Genomic DNA, 22817 nt, shown 5'->3' on the forward strand with positions numbered 1-22817 from the left:
GCCGTCCTTACCGAACACCCCGCAGTCCGCGAGGCGTTCCTCACCGTCCACGAGGGCGCGCTGACCGCGTACTATGCGCCGGCCGATGCGGCCGCAGACTCCGTACGCGCCCATCTGGCCTACCGGCTGCCCGAGTACATGCTGCCCGGGACTCTGATCGCTCTGGACGCCCTGCCGCTGAACGCCAACGGCAAGGTCGACCGGCGCGCCCTGCCCGCCCCGGACGCCGCCGCGGCCGTGGACGACGACTATGTCGCGCCGCGCACGATGACCGAGGAGCGGATCGCCGACATATGGGCCCAGGTGCTGGGGCGGGAACGGGTCGGTGTCGAGGACGGCTTCTTCGAGATCGGCGGCCACTCCATCCGTGCCGTCGCGCTCGTCGGCGCGCTGCGCGCGGCCGGATTCGACATCGGGGTCAGGGACGTCTTCGAGCACCGCACGGTCGCCGAGCTGAGCGAGTTCCTCACCGGTCGCCCCGCGCGCACGGAGGTGGACGTGCTCGTCGAGCGGTTCGCGCTGATCGGAGCCGAGGACCGGCAGGCGCTCCCGGGCGACGCTGTGGACGCCTACCCGCTGACGCAGGTGCAGCTCGGCATGGTTCTGGAGATGCTGGCGGACGACACCGGGCACGCCTACCACAACGTCTCCTCGTTCCGGATCAGCGAGCCGGAGCCGTTCTCGGAGCGGGCGCTGCGCGTCGCCGCCGCCGTGGTCGCGGCCCGCCACGAGATGCTGCGCACCTCCTTCCACCTCGACGGCTACACACAGCCGCTCCAGGTGGTGCACGCCGAGGCCGCCGTCCCGGTGGCCGTGCACGACCTGAGGGGGCTGGGCGAAGCTCAACGGCGCGCTGCCGTCGAGAAGTTCGTCGCCCGCGAGCGCGCCGAGCTGTTCGACCTGGAACGGGCACCACTGCTGCGGATGACCGCCCACGTCGAGGACGACGGCTGGCGCCTCGGGCTGACCGTCTGCCACGCCATCACCGAGGGCTGGAGCCACCGGGCACTGCTGATGGAGCTGCTCGACGAGTACCGTCGGGTGCGTGACGGCGGGGAACCGTCCGAGGTGCCCGCGCCGCCCGTGCGCTACGCCGATTTCGTCGCCGCCGAACTGCGCTCGCTGGAGTCGGAGCAGGACCGGGCGTACTGGCGGCAGGTCACGAGCGGCTACGCGCGCTTCTCCCTGCCGACGGCCTGGGCCGGCGACCGCACCGCCGAACGAGAGCACTACCGGGTCGCCGTGGAGCTCGGCCCCTACGAGTCCGGGCTGCGCGCGCTGGCCGCCCGGGCCCGCGTCTCGGTCAAGAGCGTGCTGCTGGCCGCCCACCTGAAGGTGCTCAGCCTCCTCACCGAGGAGAGCCGGTTCCACTCGGGCCTGGTGTTCAGTGCCCGCCCCGAGGCGTCGGGCGCCGACCGGGTGTACGGCATGTACCTCAACACCCTGCCGTTCGCCTTCGACGCAGACCGTGACCGTACCTGGGAGGAGCTGGTCCGCGAGATCTTCGCGCACGAGGCGGGCATGTGGGAGCACCGTCGGCACCCGATGCCGGCGATCCAGCACGACGCGGGAGTGGAGCGCCTGCTCGACGTCCGCTTCAGCTACCAGGACTTCGACCACGTCGACACCGAGCGCGTCGACCTGGCCGAGAGCTCCGGCGAGGGCGCGACCGAGTTCGACCTCGCGGTGTCGGCGGTCTCCGGCTACCTGCTGATGGCCACGCACACTCACGCGCTGTCCCGCGAGAACGCGGACCGGCTCACCGCGCTGTACGCGGCGGTCCTGGCCGCCATGACCGCGGACCCGACCGGCGACGCCCGCCTGGTGCCGCTGCCGGCCGAGGAAGTCGAGCGGCAGCTGGTGACCTGGAACGACACCGCGCACAAGGCCGAGACCGCCTCCGTGCTCCAGCTGTTCGAGGCGCAGGCCGCCCGCGTCCCCCACGCCCCGGCGGTGACCCTCGGGACGGAGACGGTGACGTACGCCGAACTGGATGCGCAGGCCAACCGGCTGGCGCACGCCCTGCGGGAGCGCGGCGTCGACGCTGAAGCGCGCGTCGCGGTCCAGCTGGACCGGGGCCCCTCCCTGATCGCGGCGCTACTCGCGGTGTGGAAGGCGGGCGGCACGTATGTGCCGGTCGACCCGTCCTACCCGGCGGAGCGCGTCGCCTCCATCGTGGCGACCTCGGGTGCTCGGGTGGCGCTCACCTCCGAGGCGTACGCCGGCCGGTTCGGCTCCGCCCAGGTGCTGCTCGCCGACGCGGACGTCAGCGCGTGGCCCGCGACCGCGCCGGTGCGGGTGGACGATCTGGACCGGCTGGCGTATGTCATCTTCACGTCTGGCTCCACCGGTGTTCCCAAGGGTGTCGAGGTCACACACCGTGGTCTGGTCAACCATGTGGCCTGGGCGGCCCGCGAACTCGCCGCGCGCGGCACCGGAGGTGCCCCGCTGTTCTCCTCGGTCGCGTTCGACCTGGTCGTGCCCAACCTGTGGGCGCCGCTGGTCACCGGCCAGCGGGTGTTCGCGGTACCGCAGGACACCGAGCCCGGGCAACTCGGCCGTGCGCTGCTGGCCGAGGCGCCGTACAGCTTCGTCAAGCTGACCCCGGGGCACCTGGAGCTGCTCGCCGAGCAGCTCACCACCGAGCAGGCGGAAGAGCTGGCGGCGGTGATGGTGGTGGCGGGCGAGGCGCTGCCCGGCACCACGGCGGACCGGTCGCTGGACATCCTCGGCCCCGGGCGCCTGATCAACGAGTACGGCCCGACCGAGGCGTCCGTCGGCTCCACGGTCTTCCCGGTGACGGAGCCGGTCGGCCGCGAGGTGGTCCCGATCGGGCGTCCGTTGCCGAACATGCGGACGTACGTGCTGGATACGGGGATGCATCCGGTCCCGGTGGGTGTGCCGGGCGAGCTGTATGTCGGCGGCACGGGTGTGGCGCGTGGGTACGCGGGCCGCCCCGACCTGACCGCGGAACGCTTCCTGCCCGACCCGTACGGTGATGAGCCGGGTGCCCGTGTGTACCGCACCGGCGACCTGGTCCGTCAACTCCCGGACGGCGCCATCGAGTTCCTCGGCCGTATCGACGACCAGGTCAAGATCCGCGGCTACCGCGTCGAACTCGGCGAGATCCAGACCGTGCTCACCCAACACCCCGCAGTCCGCGAGGCGTTCCTCACCGTCCACGAGCCGGTGCCCGGCGACCGCCGCCTGGTGGCGTACTGGACGGCGGCGGGCGAGGCGACGCCGGCGCCCGAGGCCATGGCCGAGCACTGCGCGGTGCACCTGCCCGACTACATGGTGCCCGCAGCCTTCGTGGCCCTGGACGCCCTGCCGCTGAACGCCAACGGCAAGGTCGACCGGCGCGCCCTGCCGGTGCCCGACCGGGGTGCGCTGCGCACCGGCACGGACCATGTGCCACCGCGCACGCCGACGGAGAAGGCGCTGGCCGCCATCTGGTCCGAGGTCCTCGGCGTCGAGCAGATCGGCATCCACGACCGCTTCTTCGACCTCGGCGGCCACTCTCTGCTCATGATCAAAGTCCTGGCCGCGGCCCGCGCCGCCGGCCTGGCGGTCTCGATCTACCGCATGTACCAGCACGACACCCTGATCGACCTGGCGGCGGCGGTGGACGCGGACACGGCCGCCGCGAACGGCGGGCACGGCACGGCCCCGGCCGCGTCCAGGGACGCAAGCCCGGCGGACGCGGACGCCGTTCGGCCGCAGGCCGTGGCCTCAGGCACCGTCGAGGTGCCCGCCGAGTTGCTGGCGCATCTGCTCCGGCAGGCCGACGGAGACGGCCCGGAGCAGACGAGCGAGGCGGTGACGCAAGCCGCCGCGCTGCTCGCCACCGCGCCGCGGGACCAGGCCCCCACTGCGACGGGTGGACTCGTCGAGGACATCGACGCCGTCATGACCGAGCATCACGTGCCCGGTGTCGCGCTCGCCGTCATCCGCGACGGCGCCGTGGCGGCCGTCGAGGGCCACGGCGTGCTGGCGGCCAGCAGCGACGCGCCGGTGACGGATCGGACGCTGTTCCAGGTCGGCTCCCTCAGCAAGCACGTCACCGCGCTGGGTGTGCTGTGCCTGGTGGACCGGGGAATCGTCGAGCTGGACGTCGACATCGAGGACTACCTGAGCTCCTGGCACCTCGAGGAGACACCGGACACTCCGGGTCGTGTCACCCTGCGGATGCTGCTCGGACACCGCGCCGGGCTCGCCCAGTACCGCGGCTTCAGATGCCGTCCCGGCGAGCCGGTACCGAGCCTGCTCGACCTGCTGGAGGGCAGGCCACCGGTCACCACCCCGCGGGTGCGCCGCGAGCTGCCGCCAGGGGAGGTGTTCCGCAAGAGCAGCACCCACTACTGGGTGGTCCAGCAGGTGCTGGAGGACGTCACAGGTGAGCCGTTCGAGTCACTGATGCGGCGCCTGGTGCTGGACCCGCTCGGCCTCGCCGACAGCAACTTCGACCAGGGCCACCCGCACACCGCCGGCCTGCCCGTGGCCCTCGGCCACGACGCCCACGGCGTCCCGCTCAAGGGCGGCTGGCGCGCACGCGCCCACCTTGCCGCTGCGGGGCTGTGGACAACGGCGGCGGACACGGCCCGGTTCGTGGTCGCGGTGCGGGACGCTCTTCTCGGTGCCCCGGGCGCACTGATCCCTCAGGCCCTGGCCCGGGAGCTGCTGGCGGGCGAGACCGGCACGTTCTACGGGCTCGGGACCATCGTCGACGACAGCGGCGACGACCTGGAGTTCGGGCATGGCGGCGAGCCCTCGGGCTACCGGAACATGGCGATCAGCCTCCTGCACGGCGGCACCGGATTCGTCGCCCTGACCAATGCCGACTCCGGCATGACCGTTGTCAAGCACCTGGCAGCCGAACTCGGCCGTACCCATGCCGGTTTCGGCAGCGGCCGCCTGGCCTCCGACTGGCGCACCGCCGAGGGCGGCGACGGGCTCCCGGCGGTCCTCATCCCCGCCGTCACCGACGAGGAACAGGCATGACCCCGCTCCCCGCACGGACCGTACCGGGAGCGGACCGCACCGCCCATCGCCTATCGGCCGGCCCGCACCTCTGCAAGAAATCGGCCCGCCCCTACCCCTGAAGGAAGAGGAGGACTCCGTGGCATCCGTACGGCATCTGATCTCCATCGACGACCTTGACGACGCGGATCTGCAGGCCCTGGTCGTCCGGGGGGCAGATTTCTCGGCCGGCACCGCAGGCCACCTCACTCCGCTCGCCGGGGATGTCGTGGGCGTTTACTTCAGCAAGACCTCCACCCGTACCCGCACCGCCTTCTCCAGCGGCGCACTGCGTCTGGGCGCGCAGATCATCGCGTACGGCCCCGACGACCTTCAGCTCAACACCGGTGAGACCAGCGAGGACACCGGCCGAGTGATGTCCCGCATGCTCGACGTCCTGGTCGCCCGCACCGCGGGCGACCCCGCGGAGATGCGCGCTTGGGCCGCCCAGAGCCGGATGGCCGTGATCAACGCGATGAGCGCCGACGAGCACCCCACCCAGGCACTCACCGACTTGACCACGATGCGCAGGCAGTTCGGCCGGGTCGAGGGGTTGCGCGTGCTCTACGTGGGCGAGGGCAACAACACCGCCTCCGCGCTGTCCCTCGCCCTGACCCGCTTCCCCAGCGTCGAGTTCGAACTGCGCACTCCGCCCGGCTACGGCCTGGCCCCCTGCTACCGCGAGCGTGCAGCCGAGCAGGCCGCACGGTATGGGGCGGTGTTCCGCGAGTGCCATCACATGAACGAGCTGCCCGCCGACCTGGACGTCGTCTACACCACGCGCTGGCAGACCACCGGCACCAGTAAACCCGACCCGGACTGGCGCACGGCCTTCGCCCCGTTCCAGGTGACCGAGGCGCTCTGGGAGACCAGTCCCAAGGCCGTCTTCATGCACGACCTGCCCGCGCACCGGGGCGACGAGGTCACCGCCGAGGTCCTCGACGGCCCCGCGAGCATCGCCTTCGCGCAGGCCGAGAACAAGATGCACAGTGCGATGGCGGTCCTGGAGTGGTGCCGGGCATGACACTCGTCGAGGACGCCGAGACCGGCGGCGGGCCCGCCGCCGACTCCACGACGGCCGAGGAGGCGGGCCCGGACCGTCCGCTGCGCCGCAACCGGGACTTCCTCCTGCTGTGGTCGGGGGCCAGTCTGTCCTTCCTCGCCGCCCGGGTCACGGCAGTCGCCTACCCGCTGATCGTGCTGTGGCACACCGGCTCCCCGCTGGCCATGTCCGTGGTGTCCACGGCGGCGCTGCTGCCGCTGCTGCTGGTGCAGTTGCCGGCCGGCGCGCTGGTGGACCGCTGGGACCGGCGGCGGCTGATGCTGGTGTGCGAGGCGGGCCGGCTGGTCGCGGTGGGCAGCGTCGCGCTCGCCCTCGCAGCGGGCCGGATGACGGTGGCGCACCTGGCGGCCTCGGCCTTCGTCGAGGCGTCCCTTGCGGTGTTCTACCGGCTTGCCGAACGCGGCGCCGTACGCAACCTCGTGCATCCGGCGCACCTGCCCACCGCTCTCGCGCAGAACGAGGCGCGCGGACGGGCAGCCGGGCTGCTCGGCCAGCCCGGCGGGGTGCTGTTGCAGTCGGCGGCCCGCTGGCTGCCGTTCGGATTCGGCGCGCTCGGCTATCTGGTCTCGCTCCTCTCTCTGCTGCTGATCCACAAGGACTTCCAGCAGGAACGCGCCGACCGCACCGGCCGGCGCCGGATGGTGACGGAGGTCGCGGAGGGGATGCGCTGGCTATGGCGGCAGCGGTTCCTGCGCGCGGCGCTCGGGTACGTCGCCGGCACCAACGTGCTGTTCCAGATGCTGGCACTCGCCCTGATCCTGCGGATCAAGGAGGCAGGGCTGCCCTCGGCGACCCTCGCCGTCGTCGTGGGCATCGGCGGCGTCGGCGGCCTGTGCGGAGCACTCGCGGGGGGTTGGATTCAGCGCCGGATGCGCCAGCGCACGCTACTCATCGGCGGGGCCGTGGCCTGGGCGCTGCTGATCGGCGCCATGGGCTTCACCAGCGAGCCGGTGCTGCTGGGCGCGCTGTACGCCGGCACCGGGTTCGTCGGCGCGGTGTTCAACGTCGGTGCGTCCGTCTACCAGGTCCGCACCACCCCCGACGCGCTCCAGGGTCGGGTCGCCGCGACGGCCGGAATCATCGGCTCCGGGACCAACGCACTCGGCTCGTTCGCGGCAGGCCTGCTCCTCGCGGCCTGGGGCGCCAAGACCACCGTCCGTGCGATCGCCGCCGCCATGGTTGTACTGGCCCTGTTCGCCGTTCTGGCGCCAGATTTGAAGGGAGAGATCACCGATGACGGGACCGACACGGACACCGGCCGTGCCACGGGTGGCTGACCGGTCCGGGTGGGGGGACCCGTGGCTCAGGACTTACCCGGCCGCGTCCGGCCGGGCGCCCCGGGTTCGGCTGGTGTGCTTCCCGCACGCGGGGGGAACCGCCCAGCTCTTCCACGGCTGGGCGGCACGGCTGCCCAAGGACGTGGAACTGCTCGCAGTCCGCTACCCGGGCCGTCAGGAGCGGCTGTCCGAGCCGTTCGCCGAGGACATGGCCGAGCTCGCCGACGCCATCACCGCCGCACTGCTGCCCCGCCTCGACCGCCCGCTCGCCCTGTTCGGGCACAGCATGGGCTCGACCGCCGCCTACGAGACCACCCTGCGGTTGGAGTCCCGGCACGGGGTCGTGCCGCGCCGACTGATCGTTTCGGCCCGCTCGGCGCCCCATCGGATCCGCCGCACGGGCCTGCACCTGCGCGGCGACGACGAACTGCTCGCCGATGTACGCCGACTGGGCTCGCTGGGCTCGGAGGTGTACGACATCCCCGAGCTGCGCGAACTGCTGCTGCCCGCGCTGCGCGCCGACTACCGGCTTGTCGAGAACTACCGCCCCGCGTCCCCGCCCATGCCGACGCGGGCCCCGATCACCTCGTGTCTCGGGCTCCAGGACCCCGGCTGCGGCCCCGACTCCGTACTGGCCTGGTCCGAGCTGACCCGGGCCGATGGCTTCGCCCTGCGCACCTACCCGGGCGACCACTTCTACCTCGCCCCCCGGGAGGCGGAGCTGGTCGCCGACATCACCAAGGATCTGGAGGCATGAACCGATGACACAGACCGATATCTGGATCCCGCTGGAGATCGAGGCCGAGTTCGGTGGTGACGCCGGCGAACTCGTCGCCCGTCTCAAGGACATGGGGCCGCAGGAGCTGACCCGGCTGCTGACGGAGGAGAAGGGCCTGGTCTTCCGCGGCTTCGGGGTCACCCCCGACCACCTGGACGAGGTGCTGGACCTGCTGCTGCCCAACCGGCTCGCCTATGTGCACGGCAACTCGCCGCGCACCAAGGTCGGCAGCAACGTCTACACCTCGACCGAGTACCCGCAGGAGTTCACCATCTCGATGCACAACGAGATGAGCTACGCCCACGCCTGGCCGGCCCGCCTCGCCTTCTACTGCCAGATCCAGCCGGGCAGCGGCGGCGCCACCCCAGTGGTGGACGCGGCGCTGTGGCTGAACTCCCTGGACGCCGAGGTGCGCGAGGCCTTCGCAGGCGGCGTGCGCTATGTGCAGAACCTGCACGACGGCTACGGCCTGGGCAAGAGCTGGCAGGACACCTTCGAGACGACCAGCCGCGCGGACGTGGAGGCGTTCCTCGACCCGACCGGCGCCACCTGGGAGTGGCGGGCCGACGGCGGGCTGCGCGTCTCCTCGGTGCGCCCGGCCACCACCCGCCATCCGGTCACCGGCACGGAGGTGTGGTTCAACCAATCCGACCAGTGGCACCCGGCCGGCCTCGGCGACGACACCGCGGCCGCCCTGGCACAGATTATGCCCGAGGACGACCTGCCACAGAACGTCACCTTCGCCGACGGCAGCCCCATCCCGGCCACGTACGTCGAGCAGATCCGCGACCGCGGCCTGGAGCACGCCGTCGACGTCGACTGGCGCACCGGGGACCTGCTGGTGATCGACAACGTCCTGCTGGCCCATGGCCGCCGCCCCTTCACCGGCGAGCGCCGGGTCCTGGTCGCGATGTCGGACTGAGGCGATATGACCACCGCATACGAACGGCTCAGGGACCGCAACGCGGTCCACATCTGGCGGGGCCGGGCCCCCGACGCGCTCGCACCGGGCGACACCGACCTGCTGTCGGAGGAAGAACGGCACAAGGTCCGCCGTCTGCCGGACCCGGCCGCGGTGCGCTACGCGGCCGCGCACGCGGCGCTGCGCCGGGTGGTCTCCCACTACCTCGCCGTGCCGCCGCGCGAGGTGGTCCTCGGCAGACGTCCATGCCCACGCTGTGCCTACCTGCGGCACGGCCGGCCCCGGATCGAGTGGCCGCCCACCGGCCTCGAGTTCAACCTCTCGCGCTCCGGACCGCACTGGCTGCTCGCCGTGGTCGCCGGTCATCGGGTCGGCGTCGACCTGGAAGGCGACCGCAGCCTGGACGTCGACGGCGCGTCCGAGCTCGTGATGAGCGCCCCGGAGCTGGCACATGTCTGCTCCCGGCCCGACGAGAGCGCGCGCACCCGCGCCTTCTTCCGCTGCTGGACCCGGAAGGAAGCGGTGGTGAAGGCGATCGGCGTCGGCATCATCACGGATCTGAGGGCAGTCGACGTACAGCCCCGCCAGGACGGCCCGGTGCTGGTCGACCACACCGAACCGAACAGCCCCGACACGTGGCTGGTGCAGGACCTGCCGATGGCCGATGGGCTGTTCGCGGCGCTGGCCCGGGAGGCGGGCGCCGCCGGTCCCGTAGAGATCCACCGGTACGAGGAACTGGTTCCCAGCAGGGAGACGGGAGTGCTGGTCGCATGACCGCAATCGAATTCACCGCAGAGCCGGGCACCCTGGTGCACGAGTACATTGCCGCTCACCGCGAGAAGCTGCGGACGGTCCTCGGCGAGAGCGGGGCGATCCTGCTGCGCGGCTTCGAGGTCGGAGGCGTCGACGGGTTCGAAGGCGTGGTGCGCGCCTTCTCCGGCAGTGCCCCGCTGCGCTACGCCGAGCGTTCCTCGCCGCGCTCCACCATCAAGGGACAGGTCTACACGTCGACGGACTACCCGGCCGACGAGGAGATCTTCCTGCACAACGAGAACTCGTACCAGGCGACCTGGCCGAACACCCTGTACTTCTACTGCATCGAGCCCGCGCACTCGCTGGGTGCCACCCCGCTCGCCGACATCCGCGAGGTCTACCGGCGCATCGACCCCGGGGTCCGAGAGAAGTTCGAGCGCAGAGGCTGGCAGGTCGTCCGCAACTTCCACGCCGAGTTCGGCGTGCCGTGGCAGGAGGCGTTCGGAACGCAGGACCGGGCCGCCGTCGAGGAGTACTGCCGCGGCAAGGGCATCGAACCGCACTGGCGCCCGGACGGCGGACTGCGTACCACCGCCGTACGCCGGGCCGTGCACACCCACCCCGCGAGCGGCAGCCGCGTCTGGTTCAACCACGCCACGTTCTTCCACGTCACCACGCTCGCCCCGGAGGTCCAGGAGGGCCTGCGGGAGATCTACGCCGAGGAGGACCTGCCCACCAATACGTACTACGGCGATGGCGGCCGCATCCCCGACGAGGTGATGGACCATCTGCGGGCCGCCTACCGGGCCGCGTCCACCCGCTTCGACTGGCAGCGCGACGACGTGCTCGTCGTCGACAACATGCTGGCCGCGCACGGCCGCGAACCGTTCACCGGCCCCCGCAAGGTGGCCGTCGCCATGGCCGAACCATGGGACGAATGAGAGCCGGTACGCACGACATGGCAGCGGACGGCACGGCCCCTCTCCGGAATCGAGACTTCCACGAACGGCAGGACCAGCACGAGCGCTAACCGGCGCGGTAACCAGGCAGGCTTCCCACGACCGGAAAAAGAGCGGCAAAATCCTCGTCCTGGCGCAGCACCGTCAGTTGGTTCCGAACCCTGATCGTCAGGCTGCCCTTCAAGAAGGCGTCCCGCGCCAACCGCACCGTCTCGCGCGGGATCTCGCCCGCATCCCCCGGCTGCATGGACATCGACACCCTCCCCATACGACATCGTCGGCTCCCAAGACCAAATCGGTCTTGGGAGCCGACGTCACGCGAAATCAACCAACAGCATCTCACCGGAGTGCCGGGCCCACGGTGTGCAAGGACGGTTGCGACCGCCCTCGCACACGGATGTCATCATCCACACATTGCCGCGCATCGGGGCGTACCCGACTCCGCGCCGTGAGCGACACGGACGGAGCTGCACCCAGGCCGGAGCCCCGCCACTTCGACCGGCAGCGCGACGACGTGCTCATCGTCGACAACATGCTCGCCGCGCACGGCCGCGAACCGTTCACCGGCCCCCGGAAGAATCCGGAGGAGAGGACGAAACCCTGTTGCAGACCGACAAAGCAGCCGAACCGCCATACTCCCAGACGATAACGCCGGATCCCCGCCACCGCGGTAGTGCCAGGCCAATGCCTCAGACCACCGCGCCACCCGCAAAGAGCACCCACGCCACCTCACTTGGGCAAGGCCGACGGCGGGGACGCCTCCCAAGGGCGTCCCCGCCGTCGTGCGTCCGCGCCGCGGCCACGAGGGTGCCGCGCGACGCGGAGGCGGCACCGGACAGAACGGGGGAACAACCGCTCGGCGCCGGGTCAGAAGGTCACTCCGGTGTGCCCGCCAGCTCCACCGCCCTGCGGCGCAGGGAGAGGCCGGCCGGAGCGACCGCCGAGATCACGGCAAGCACCGCGCAGGCGCCCATGGCCGCCGCGAGCGTCGCCCACGGGATCTCGATGGACGTCCACACCGAGAGCAGGCCCAGCGCGCTCCACATGCCCACCAGGTTGAGCCCGGCGACCAGCGCTCCCAGCAGTCCGCCGACCATGACCACCATCAGCGCCTCGGCGCCCACCAGCCGCAGCACCTGCCGCCTGGTGGCGCCGGCCAGCCGCAGCACAGCCAGCTCGCGGACCCGGTCGGAGGTCGCCATGACCATCGTGTTGGCCAGTGAGATGCCGGTGTAGAGGAGGGCGATCCCGAGGACGAGGAAGAAGCCCATCCGGGTCGTCCGGTTGGTCTCGGGGTACGTCGCACGCACCCAGGCGTCCCTGGTGAGGACCTCCCCGCCCGACGCGCGCACCGCCTGACGCAGACCGGCGGCCACGGTGCCCGCGTCAGCACCGTCCGCGAGGCGTACGTCGACCCGGTCGACGGGCGCCGCGGGGGCGTTGCGCGGGGTGACGTAGACGCCATTGTTGCCGGTGCCGATGGTCATGACCGCGGCGATCTTCAGGGACTTCCTCGTGCCGTCACCGAGCCACACGTCCACCCGCTCGCCCACGGTGTGCTTCTCCCACTCCTCGTTGACGATGATCGAGTCGTCGTCCAGGTCGCTCACCTTCCCCGCGGCGAGCGGGAGACGGGCCGTTGCCGCGAGCGGTTCCGGCTCGACGGCCCTGGCATCGGACCTGATGAGCGCCACGCCGTCCTCCAGGACGTACACGGCGCTCGACGAGCTCGCCGAGACCTCGACACCGGACACGGCCCGAAGCCGCTGCAACGTCGCCTCGTCGAAGCCGGCGTCGCCCGCCGGAGTGACCACGAAGTCGGCGGCCGTCTGCTCGCGCACCTCGGTGGCCTTCGCCTCGTTGAGGGTGGCGGTGGCGCCCAACAGCGAGCCCGCCAGCGCGACCGTGACCAGCACGGGCGCCGCGACGGCGGCGGTACGGCGCACCCCGGCTGCGGCGTTCTCCCGCACCAGCATCCCGCCGGCGCCGGGCAGTTGGGCCGGCAGCCAGGCGATCAGCCGGGCCAGTGGCCGCACCAGCACCGGCGCGAGCAGCGCGACTGCGGTGATCAGCAGCATGGGCCGGCTCACATAGGTCTTGCGCTGCAGCAGGTCGCCCGGGTTCGTCACCAGGGCCAGGGCCAGCGTCACCGCGGCGGTGATCAGCAGGGCCGCGCCGAACAGCCAGCGGCCCCATGTCATCGGCCGGGTGTCCACGGATGCCTCCCGCAGAGCCTCGGTGGGACCGGTGCGACCCGCCCGCCAGGACGCGGCCAGCACGCCGCACAGGGCCACGAACAGGCCCGTCCAGAACGCCATGTGATAGGGCCAGGTGTAGTCCCCGATGGTGAACCAACGGGGCGCAAGGCTCTCGTCGACCGCCCACTCGGCGAGCTTCGGAGCCCCATAGGAACCGAGCACACAGCCGGCGGCCGAGGCGAGCACACCGACCACGAGCGCCTCGGAGACGACCATGCGGCGGATCTGCCCCGGGGTCGCCCCGGCGGTGCGCAGCAGTCCGAACTCGCGGCGCCGCTGGGCCACCGCGAACGCGAAGGTCGAGGCCACCACGAACACCGACACGAATCCGGTGACGCCGCCGGCCGTGCCGAACATGGCGTTCATTGCGGTGAGGGCCTCGCTGTCCCGGTCGGGGTCGGCGTCGGCGTACCGGCGCGCGTCCCCGGTGAGGACCTGGACGCCCTCGCTGCCGCGCACCGCCCCGCGCACGGCCGCCGCATCGGCGTCGACCACGAGCTGGAGGCTGCGCGGCGACAGTTCGGCGGCGCGGGCGTCGGTGTAGAACACGGCGTTCTCGAAGCCGAGTCCGGCCACGGTGCCGACGACGCGCACCGTGCCGCCGTCGGTCCGCACCCGGGTGCCCGGACGGGCCCAGTCACCGCTGACGACGACCTCGTCCGCGGCCTCGGGCGCGCGTCCCGCGTCGAGCTCGTACGGCGCGAAGGCCGCGGTGGACCAGGGGTGGCCCACGAGATCGGCGGGCCCGCCCTCGGCGCGCACGGCGAACGACCGGTCCTCGACGACGGTCCCGAGGTCGCGCAGCTTCGCGATCGCGTCGGCGGGCACGGCACGCGGCTGCGCGAGCTTCTGGGTGCGGTCGCCGATCGAGGTGGGCACCTCGAGGGTGTCCTGGCCCTTGACGACGACCGGCGCGGCGGCGAACCGCTCCGGTCCCCGGTCAGGTGCGTCCAGTGAGGACGCCAGGGCCAGCCCCATCACGGCGATCAGCGCCACGCCCAGGGAGAGGGCGACGAAACTGCCGACGAAGGTGACCCAGCGGGTGCGCAGGGTGCGCAGCGTGGTGCTCAGCACGGCGCCGCCTCGAGCTTGGTCATGCGCGCCGCGATGTCCTCGGCGGAGGCGCCGATCAGCTCACCGTTGACACGGCCGTCGACGAGGAAGACGACGCGGTCGGCGTAGGAGGCGGCGACGGGGTCGTGGGTGACCATGATGATCGTCTGGCCGTCCTGGTCGACCATGCCGCGCAGCAGGGTCAGCACCTCGCGGCTGGTCTGTGAGTCGAGCGCGCCGGTCGGTTCGTCGCCGAACAGCACTTCGGGGCGGGTGATCAGGGCGCGGGCCAGGGCAACCCGCTGCTGCTGGCCGCCGGACATCTCCGTCGGGCGGTGCCGCGCCCGGTCGCCTAGTCCGACCTGGTCGAGCACCTCGCTCACCTGGGCCTTCTTCGGACGACGGCCGGCCAGCCGCAGCGGCAGGGCCACGTTCTGCTCGGCGGTCAGCGAGGGCAGCAGGTTGAACGCCTGGAACACAAAGCCGATGCGCTCGCGGCGCAGCAGGGTCAGCTTGGTCTCGCTCAGCGTGGTCAGCTCCGTGTCCCCCACGGTGACCGAGCCCGACGTGGGCCGGTCCAGGCCCGCGGCGCACTGCAGCAGGGTCGACTTGCCGGACCCGGAGGGGCCCATCACGGCGGTGAAGGTCCCCCTCGGGAAGGCGAGCGATACCTGGTCGAGGGCGGTGATGGACGTGCCGCCCGAGCCGTACCGCCGGGTTACGGAGCGCAATCGGATCGCATCGTTGCTCATGTGTTCCAACTCGTGTCGGTGTCGGTCCTCCCGCGACTTGGGCGGGACGGAAACTTCGGGGAACGGCGCAGTACCGGCCGTTCTCGGGGCGGCCCGGTCACCCGGGCCCGGCCGGGCCCATGACGTAACCGATCAGGACGAAGGCAGGTGCCCAGACCGCGCTGCTGAGCACGGACCAGAGCAGATAGCGGCGCAGCGGCATCCTGGTCGCCCCGCAAAGGGTCGGTACGAGGGTGCGCAGGACGGCGGTGAAACGGCCCACGAACACCGCGCCGCCGCCCTGACGCTCGATCAGCCCCAGGGCGTGCTCGGTGAACCGGCGGTGACGGGAACGGCTCGTCATCCGGGCCATCAGCCGCTCCTTCCAGCGGCTTCCGATGGCGTACCCGGCCAGGTTGCCCAGCACCGCGCCGACGAGCGCGGTCAGCAGTGCCGCCTCGACCGTGACGTGCCCGTGCCAGGCAAGCACCCCGCTCAGCACCACCGCGGTCTGACCGGGCAGCAACGCGCCGACGACCGGGAGCGCCGCCTCCAGAGCGGGCAGCAGCAGCACTGCGGCGAGGATGCCGAAGCTGCCGTGCACCAGCGTCTGCTCTGCCAGCCATGCCGTCATCGGGCGCCGCCTCCCTCGTCTCCGTGCTTTCTCCACGAAACCGCGGGGAACCCTGGCGACGCACTGCGGCAGGGACGAGACTTGAGGTAGTGCCAAACCTACCCCCGGCGTCGGGCCCGGCTCACCCCTGGCCGCAGCCACTGGGGCAGCACCCTCATGGGAGGCGACGCCGCTCAGCCCGCCCGCAGCAACCCCTCCTCCGAAGGGAAATCCTCCAGGCTCGCCGTGGCGAGACGGAGCAAGGGGTGGAAGCAGTAACAAGGCGCGCCCGTGGCATCGATGCCGCGTGCCTCCAGAAGCGACGCCTCGACCAGCCGTTCCAGGAACTCCTCGGCCGCGTTCTCAGGCAGTCTGAGAAGCACCGCAGCTGCCACCGCGGTGAACTCGCCTCCCGCGCGTACGGCGAGTCGGCGAATCAACTCCCGCTCCGGCAGTGGAGGTTGCCGCAGCGCTGCGGACAGCACCCGCCTCACGTCGAGCGTGCCCACCCGCAACTCCTCGATGCGGGAGGCCGGATCCGCCAGGCGACGCGCGAGCCGCGTAATCGGCCAGTGCGGCCGGGCGACGAGCCGGGCGGCGGCGGCCCGCAGCGCGAGCGGCAGTCGTCCGCAGGCCTCGACGACGGCGTGGGCCGCCTCGGGCTCCGCAGTGGTCCGGTCGGCCCCTGCGATCGCGGAGAGCAGGTCCAGCGACTCGCTGGTCTCCATCGGATCCAGCGCCACGGTCCACGAACCGGGCACCGTGGGGAGCCGGTTGCGGCTCGTCACCAAGACGGCGGCGTCGGTCGTGGCCGGCAGCAGCGGGTCAAGCTGCAGCTCGTTCGTCGCGTCATCCAACAGGATCAGCAGCTTACGGCCCGCCGTCCGGGTCCGGTACCTGTGGACCAGATCCTCCGTCCGGGCGGGCTCGCCGTTCGCGGTCAGCACGTTCTCGGAGGTCTCGCCGAGCGCCCGAAGCAGCGTGACCAGGACCTTACCGCAGTCCGCGACGGTGCCGTCGTCGGCGCGCAGCCGGGCATGCAGTAAGCCGTCCGGGAACTCCCCAGCCACGGTGTGCGCGACCCGTACAGCGAGCGCGGTCTTGCCGACCCCCGGCATCCCGGTGATCAGCAGTCGGCGCGGCTGGAACGCAGCACGCCCGTCCGCCGCCATCGGCGTCAACCGCCTGCACAGCACGTCGAACTCCCGTTCCCGGCCTGTGAAGTCGGTCGGCGCCGGCGGAATCATGACAGGCGGTGCGGTCACTGTTGGCATACCGGACGTCAGGCTCGGCGCGGGCTGCGGGAAGGTGTCCAGCTCTCCGCTCAGCAAGGACTGATAGGCGGCGGTGAGATCAGGCCCGGGGTCCACACCCAGTTCCTCCGCGAGCACCTCGCGCCCCTCGTGATAGGCGCGCAGCGCCTCGGCCTGCCGCCCACTCCGGTACAGCACGGCCATCAGCTGCGCACGCAGTCGCTCCCGCACCGGGAACTCGCTGACGAGCTGGGTGAGTTCGGAGGTGAGCTGTCCGTGCCTGCCGAGGGCGAGGTCCGCCTCGATCCGGTGCTCCAGAGCGCTCATACGCACCTCCTCCAGCTGCGGCAGCTCCGCCTCTGCGAGGTGCGGCGTGACATTGGCCAGCGCCGGTCCCTGCCACAGGTCGAGTGCCTGCCGCAGCGTTTCGGCGGCCTGCGTGAACCGCCGCTCCTCCATCGCACGCCGCCCGAGCCGCTCCAGCCGCTCGAACTCGACGACGTCGACGTGCGCCCCGTCAGCGACCAGCTGGTAGCCGGGCTGGCGGCGGACCAGGTCGACCTCGGGTCCGAGGAGTTTTCTCAGCCTCGATATGTAGGTGTAGATCTGAGCATTCCACGTGGCAGGCGGATCCCACCCCCACAGCAGTTCGCTCAGCCTCCCGTCACTGACCACGCGACCACGGGCGAGCAGCAGCACGGCCAGAACCGTGTGCATTTTGGTGCCCGACAGCGTGATGCGACGCGATCCGTTTCTCGCCTCGATCGGACCGAGAAGCTGGAATTCCACGTAAAACTCCCCCACTTGCCCAACGGCGGCCGAACGAAGGCGGCCACAGCCGGATCAGAACACCGGAACGTCTGTCTTACGACCATTGCTTGCGCCACAAGGTGGCGGAACTGCGCTTTCTTGTTGGCGGCAGCCTGCGGTGGCGAGCCCCTGCAGTCCCCGCCGCGTAGCCTCCGGGTCCGGTACGGGGGTGGGGCTGGCCCTACCCCCGATCCGCGCCCTGGACCGATGGCATCGGACGGGTTCGCCCACCTACGGTGATCCCCATGCACCCTCGGAATGTGTGGCAGGCCATGTCCCGGCCAGGCTTCCTGCTGTCGGCCTGGCCCTGGCGCTCCGTCGCGTATCTGCTCACCGGCGCGGTGACCGGCGCCAGCGCCCTGGTGGCGATCGTGACGGCGGCGGCTGTCTGCGGGGCGCTCGCCATCGTCCTGGTGGGGCTGCCCCTGCTCGTCGTGGTCGCTCTCAGCGGAATCCCGGTGGCCTGGGTGGAGCGGCACAGACTGCGCGTGATCGACCGCGATCCGGCGGCCGGCCAGCACCAGGAGCCGGCCGCACCGGGGTTGTGGACCTGGCTGACCACCCGGCTGCGCGAGCAGGCGACCTGGCGGGAGTTCGGACACGCGCTGTTGTTCGCCGGGCTGCTGTGGCCGGTCGACGCCCTGGTGGTGACGGTCGCCCTGCTCTTCCCGCTGTCCATGGTCGCCGCCCCGTTGATGATGGCCACGGTCGGTGACGGCCACGAGACGAAGGTGCTCAAGCAATGGACGATCACCACATGGCCGACCGCGTTCGGCGTCGCCGTGCTCGGCCTGCTCCTCATGGGCCTGTGCTGCTATGTGCTCGGCATCGCGGCGGGCGCCCGCGCCGAGCTGACCCGGCTGCTGATCGCCTCCCGCGAGGGCGAGCTCGACGCCAAGGTGGTCGAACTGGCCCGCTCCCGCTTCCGTTTGGTGGACGCCTTCGAGGCGGAGCGGCGCCGCATCGAGCGCGATCTGCACGACGGTGCGCAACAGCGGCTGGTGGCCCTGACAATGACCCTCGGTCTGGCCCGGCTGGACGCACCGCCCGGCCCGCTCGCCGACCAACTCACCAAAGCCCACGAGGAAGCGGGCAAGGCGCTCGCGGAGCTGCGCGAGCTCATCCACGGCATCCACCCCAAGATCCTCGCGGACTACGGCCTGGAGGCCGCCGTCGCCGACGCCGCGGACCGCTCCGTGGTCCCCGTCAACGTCGACCTCGAACTGCCAGGACGGCTGCCCCAGGCGGTCGAATCCGCGGCGTACTTCGTCGTCTGTGAGGCGCTCACCAACGTCGCCAAGCACAGCGGGGCCGACCGCGCGCAGGTGAGCGGCGGTCACCGCGACGGCCGCCTGTTCCTCCAGGTGCGCGACGACGGCCGAGGCGGCGCGGACCCCTCGGCGGGCAGCGGACTCACCGGTCTCGTGGACCGGGTATCGGTTCTCGATGGCAGACTTGCCCTGTCCAGTCCACCGGGCGGACCAACCCTGTTACTTGTGGAGTTTCCTTGCGAGTTGACCAAAGCGGCCGACCGCTCCGCGTAGTGCTGGCCGAGGACAGCGTGCTGCTGCGGGAAGGACTCATCGGCCTGCTCAGCCGCTGCGGAAACGAGGTGGTGGCGGCCGTGGGGGACGCGGAGGCGCTGGTCGCTGCGGTCGAGGAGCACGCCCCCGACATCGTGGTGACGGACGTACGCATGCCGCCCGGTTTCCAGGACGAAGGGCTGCACGCGGCGGTGCGACTGCGTGAGAAGCGGCCCACTCTGCCGGTCCTGGTCCTCAGCCAGTACGTGCAGCGGACTTACGCCTCCGAACTCTTGGACTCCGGCGACGGCTCGGGGGTCGGCTACCTGCTCAAGGACCGCGTCGGCCAGGTCGATGAGTTCGTCGACGCACTGCACGAGGTCGCGGACGGCGGGACAGTGGTCGACCCGGAGGTGGTGCGCCAGCTGCTGCGCCGCCGCCGCGATCCGCTGGAGCGGCTCACGCCGCGTGAGCGCGAGGTGCTGGCGCTGATCGCGGAGGGCAAGTCCAACGGCGCAATCGCAAAGGAGCTGGTGGTCTCCGAGGCCGCGATCGGCAAGCACATCAGCAGCATCCTCACCAAGCTGAACCTGCCTCCGACGGATGAGACCCATCGCAGGGTGCTGGCCGTCCTCGCCTATCTGCGGGCCTGACCGGTGGCTTGGGCGTTCCGGGCCACCGTGCAGCCATTGAGAGCAGCCCGAGGCCCTCGCTGCCAAGCCCGATCTCGTGTCCGACCTTTCGATCTCCAAATGCGACACCCCCGTTGACTGAGCTGTACTGACATTTGTGGAGCCCTGAATGCGGTCCTGGCCGTGGTTGACACGACCCGTACTGGTGATGCCTCTCGCGGATGGATGCGCATGGGTGGCAACGCCAGTGCCATCGACGCCCCCTTCGGCACGACGTATGTCCGGCCCCGGCAATCACGCGGCCTCGACCCTCTGTGGCCTGGGCCGACCTGCTTCCTGCAAGAAGCGGGTCGCTCTACAGTGACTGAGCTGGGCAGTTGAGCCGCAAGCCAGCCACCCCGCCAATCACTAAAAGGTGAAACTATCGCCTTCTAGTGATCCGATCAAGTGGTCAGAGTGTCTACGTGAACTATGGAGAACCTGTATGCCCGACCGCGTCTTCGACGGCAGCAAGTTGCGCGATCGCCGCGTGGCCAAGCGCCTGTCGCAGGCCGACCTGGCCGCAGGCTTGAACGTCAAGACGAACGCCGTCTACCGCTGGGAGAACCAGTTGGCCACGCCCCCGCAGGAACGCCTGCCTGCGATCGCCGCCATGGTCGGGGCCGAACTCGACGAGCTCTTTCCGCGGATAGGGCCACCCAACCTCGCCGATCTGCGCTGCGACGCAGGCATGAGGCAGTCGGACACCACCCGCTACACCAATACGGCGTCGCCGATGCCGATCCGCGCAGCCGAGCAGGGAAGGCGAGCACTGTCCGATGAGGCGGTGACGGCGCTGGCTTCCGCCTACAACGTCACCCGTGCAGAACTGCTGGCCGCACAGAGGCGATCGTTCGGTCACGACGTGCCGGCCGTAAAGCCGGAGAAGGCGACGTCGTCGCCACAGGTCGTCAACACCGTCGCCGGGAAGATCAAGTACTTGCAGACGGAGGTCTACGACGGGGCATTGCCCTCGGACGCGGACCTCGCCTCGTCCGGCAACCGTAAGAGTGGCCGGTCTCTTCTGACGGAAGAACTGGTAAGAGACTTGCGCGTGGGTGGACTGCCCACCGCCCCGGACGACGTTCTTGAAGCCCTGGCTTTGGCTTTCGACGTCCCTCCGGTGTTCTTCCGCAGCAGCGATCCGGACATCGGCCGCTTGGTCGTCTCTGCGCGCGCCGTGCACAGCCAGTTCACGGTCATGGCCGCGCGCGGCGGTGAGCAAAGAATTTCGCAGGAAGTGCGGGATCAACTCCGGGACTTCATCAGCGACACCATGGCGGAGATCCTCGGCTCCGATGCGGACGACGTTCCGACGTAGCAATCGCCCCCACCGTCGGTATCTCCTAGCCCACGATCTCCACGTGGACAGTACTGCCGTCGATGAGCGCGCCTAGCGCCGCGTCCCACAGGGGCCTGCGTGACGGTGGGATCTCGTCGGGGGAAATCTCACCAGGTGCGCTGAAGCGGAAGGCTGTGAGCTCGCCTTCATGCAGCACGATCGCCTGCTGCTGCTCAGTGGTGAGCGTTCCGCCGTCGAACACCCAGAAGATGTGCGCGCCGTCCGCGGTGTGCACGTAGGCGGACAGAAGGAGCCGCCCAGGCGTCTGGTCGATGCCGAGTTCCTCCTTGAGCTCACGCCGACATGCCTGTCTGGGCGTCTCGCCCTCGTCGACTCCGCCGCCGGGGAGATTCCAGCCGTCCTTGTATCCGGGCTTGACAATGAGGTACTCACCCTCGCCATTGGCCAGGACGGCCGCAGCCGACATGGTCGGTCGAGCGGGGCTGGCGGCGTTCATCAGTTGCTCCTTGCCTCTGGAGATCAGGCGTAGTGGGTAGTGGTCCTCGCCAGCAGAGTGCGGGCGTCGGAGTTGCGGATGCGGCTGTACGCGGTGGCAACAGCCCGCAGGTGTGGCACTTCGTGCCGTGGGTCGGTACCCGGGTCAAAAGGGTACGGTGCCAGAGTGGCCGACTGGCCGGGAGCCTCAGTCCCTTCGCACAGCAGGGCAGAGCGGATCCACAGCGCCTCGGCCCGGATCTCGCTGCCGTGGAGGTCATCCGGCACACTCCGCGCAAGGTCGCGGGCCCGCTCGACAAGGTCTACTGGAGCTCGTCGCCGTAGTTCGAAAATCACGTCGCGGATATCGACCGTGTAGCGGTTGAGGCGCACGAGCAAGGACACGTCAGGGCTCGCAAACACATCGCGGAAAGTATCGAGGGCCTGGCCGACGAACGGCAGACGCGCGAAGAGCCGGCTGGGCCTGTAGCGAACCACGTCAGGTGCCGCCATTGCCAACTCCCTCCAGAGCCAGTGCAACGAGAGGAGACTGCGGGCCGCCCGGTACCGCTCGGAGCCCGCTCGGCTGACGGGTGCTATGGCGCCGATCCCCCAGAGCAGCGAGAACAGGTAGAGCAGGGAGTCCGTGAGTGCCTCCTGGGCCTGGCTGACGCTGTCGGACACCGTCGTAACAGTGATCACCACCACGAATGCGGTGCGCAGCAGCACGTACAGCACGGCCAGGACCATCGCGCAAGACATAAGGCGCATCCCGATACGGACCGACCGAATCGGGGTCGCTCGGGCTGCGCCGCCCCACTGGACGGCGCAGACCGTGGCGGCCGCACCCATGTATAGGTAGAACAGGCCCATGTAGATCGGCAGTCCTAGGTCGCCCTCGTGGCGCTCCAGGAAGAACAGGGTGCTGGTGTCCGGCGGGTTCAGCAGGAAGAAGAAGGCGGCCGCCATGACGGCGATCGTGCCGACCGAGGCGCGCGCAGCGATCCGGTGGACTGCGGCGGATATGCGCGCGCTGCGTCGCACGTCGGCCTCCGCGTCTGCGTAGACCGCGGTGACGTAGCGGAGCAACACGCAGATTCCGACGATCGCCGTGGCGTGCTTGACCAGGAAGCCGAGATCGGGGATGCCCGTCGCGTCCAGTAGATCGTTGACCATCGTTGTCCGGCACAACCAGCTCACCGCAAGCGCAGCGAAAGCGCCCCACAGTGAGCGCTCGCGACGGCGCCCGTTCAAGGCGGACTTGGCCCTCAGCCTCACGAATTCACGGCACCAGGAGCTTCAGTGACAGCCAGTCACTTCATGGAGGAAGGGTGCTTCCGACCTGCGATGATTCAGC

Annotated in this window: 17 protein-coding genes; 10 read left to right on the plus strand and 7 right to left on the minus strand. The window is 70.7% G+C overall.

Annotation, left to right across the window (positions count from 1 at the left end; genetic code table 11):
• The 7 genes from H8R17_RS06055 to H8R17_RS06085 all read left to right on the plus strand — a co-directional run.
• On the plus strand, window positions 1-5001 hold a 5001-nt coding region (locus H8R17_RS06055; protein WP_187822080.1), incomplete at its 5' end, for a non-ribosomal peptide synthetase.
• A 118-nt stretch (window positions 5002-5119) separates the two neighbouring features.
• Window positions 5120-6043, plus strand: coding sequence for an ornithine carbamoyltransferase (locus H8R17_RS06060; protein ID WP_187822081.1), 924 nt, complete (start codon window positions 5120-5122; stop codon window positions 6041-6043).
• A complete protein-coding gene (locus H8R17_RS06065; protein WP_187822082.1) occupies window positions 6040-7359 on the plus strand; it encodes an MFS transporter in 1320 nt (439 codons plus the stop codon). Before H8R17_RS06060 ends, H8R17_RS06065 begins: the two co-directional genes overlap by 4 nt.
• Window positions 7360-7432: 73 nt before the next feature.
• Window positions 7433-8116 (plus strand): alpha/beta fold hydrolase, encoded by a 684-nt coding sequence (locus tag H8R17_RS06070; protein WP_316959325.1) that lies wholly within the window; start codon window positions 7433-7435, stop codon window positions 8114-8116.
• Window positions 8117-8120: 4 nt separating this feature from the next.
• Window positions 8121-9059 (plus strand): TauD/TfdA family dioxygenase, encoded by a 939-nt coding sequence (locus H8R17_RS06075; protein WP_187822084.1) that lies wholly within the window; start codon window positions 8121-8123, stop codon window positions 9057-9059.
• A gap of 6 nt (window positions 9060-9065) precedes the next feature.
• Window positions 9066-9833, plus strand: coding sequence for a 4'-phosphopantetheinyl transferase superfamily protein (locus tag H8R17_RS06080; protein ID WP_187822085.1), 768 nt, complete (start codon window positions 9066-9068; stop codon window positions 9831-9833).
• On the plus strand, window positions 9830-10753 hold the full coding sequence (locus H8R17_RS06085) for a TauD/TfdA family dioxygenase (protein ID WP_187822086.1): 924 nt from the start codon (window positions 9830-9832) through the stop codon (window positions 10751-10753). Before H8R17_RS06080 ends, H8R17_RS06085 begins: the two co-directional genes overlap by 4 nt.
• Window positions 10754-10838: 85 nt before the next feature.
• On the opposite strand, the gene H8R17_RS06090 is transcribed toward H8R17_RS06085, so the two are convergent.
• The 5 genes from H8R17_RS06090 to H8R17_RS06115 all read right to left on the minus strand — a co-directional run bounded on the left by H8R17_RS06090 (window position 10839) and on the right by H8R17_RS06115 (window position 17468).
• Window positions 10839-11024, minus strand: coding sequence for a hypothetical protein (locus tag H8R17_RS06090; RefSeq protein WP_187822087.1), 186 nt, complete (start codon window positions 11022-11024; stop codon window positions 10839-10841).
• A 622-nt stretch (window positions 11025-11646) separates the two neighbouring features.
• Entirely contained in the window at window positions 11647-14103 is a 2457-nt protein-coding gene (locus H8R17_RS06100; protein WP_187822088.1) for an FtsX-like permease family protein, read from the minus strand.
• Window positions 14097-14834 carry an ABC transporter ATP-binding protein gene (locus H8R17_RS06105; RefSeq protein ID WP_187822089.1) on the minus strand — a complete coding sequence of 246 codons (738 nt, stop codon included), beginning with the start codon at window positions 14832-14834 and terminating at the stop codon, window positions 14097-14099. The genes H8R17_RS06100 and H8R17_RS06105 overlap by 7 nt, the downstream gene beginning before the upstream one ends.
• A 97-nt stretch (window positions 14835-14931) precedes the next feature.
• Window positions 14932-15447: a DedA family protein gene (locus tag H8R17_RS06110; RefSeq protein ID WP_187822090.1), complete on the minus strand. Its 516-nt coding sequence runs from the start codon at window positions 15445-15447 to the stop codon at window positions 14932-14934.
• A gap of 173 nt (window positions 15448-15620) precedes the next feature.
• Window positions 15621-17468, minus strand: coding sequence for a BTAD domain-containing putative transcriptional regulator (locus H8R17_RS06115; protein WP_316959326.1), 1848 nt, complete (start codon window positions 17466-17468; stop codon window positions 15621-15623).
• A gap of 293 nt (window positions 17469-17761) precedes the next feature.
• Here H8R17_RS06115 and H8R17_RS06120 point away from each other — a divergent pair, with 293 nt between their 5' ends.
• The 3 genes from H8R17_RS06120 (at window position 17762) to H8R17_RS06130 (ending at window position 21004) form a co-directional block, all read left to right on the plus strand.
• A complete protein-coding gene (locus H8R17_RS06120) occupies window positions 17762-19033 on the plus strand; it encodes a sensor histidine kinase (protein WP_187822111.1) in 1272 nt (423 codons plus the stop codon).
• Window positions 19033-19665, plus strand: coding sequence for a response regulator (locus H8R17_RS06125; RefSeq protein WP_187822091.1), 633 nt, complete (start codon window positions 19033-19035; stop codon window positions 19663-19665). Before H8R17_RS06120 ends, H8R17_RS06125 begins: the two co-directional genes overlap by 1 nt.
• Before the next feature lie 463 nt (window positions 19666-20128).
• The gene (locus tag H8R17_RS06130) at window positions 20129-21004 is read left to right on the plus strand and encodes a helix-turn-helix transcriptional regulator (protein ID WP_187822092.1); all 876 of its coding nucleotides are present in this window, start codon (window positions 20129-20131) and stop codon (window positions 21002-21004) included.
• Window positions 21005-21029: 25 nt separating this feature from the next.
• On the opposite strand, the gene H8R17_RS06135 is transcribed toward H8R17_RS06130, so the two are convergent.
• Window positions 21030-21482, minus strand: coding sequence for an NUDIX hydrolase (locus H8R17_RS06135; protein ID WP_187822093.1), 453 nt, complete (start codon window positions 21480-21482; stop codon window positions 21030-21032).
• A gap of 23 nt (window positions 21483-21505) precedes the next feature.
• Window positions 21506-22738 carry an MAB_1171c family putative transporter gene (locus H8R17_RS06140; RefSeq protein WP_187822094.1) on the minus strand — a complete coding sequence of 411 codons (1233 nt, stop codon included), beginning with the start codon at window positions 22736-22738 and terminating at the stop codon, window positions 21506-21508.
• Window positions 22739-22817: the final 79 nt, after the last annotated feature.

This window comes from Streptomyces sp. TRM68367 (assembly GCF_014495685.1).
In the GTDB taxonomy this organism is placed as follows: domain Bacteria; phylum Actinomycetota; class Actinomycetes; order Streptomycetales; family Streptomycetaceae; genus Streptomyces.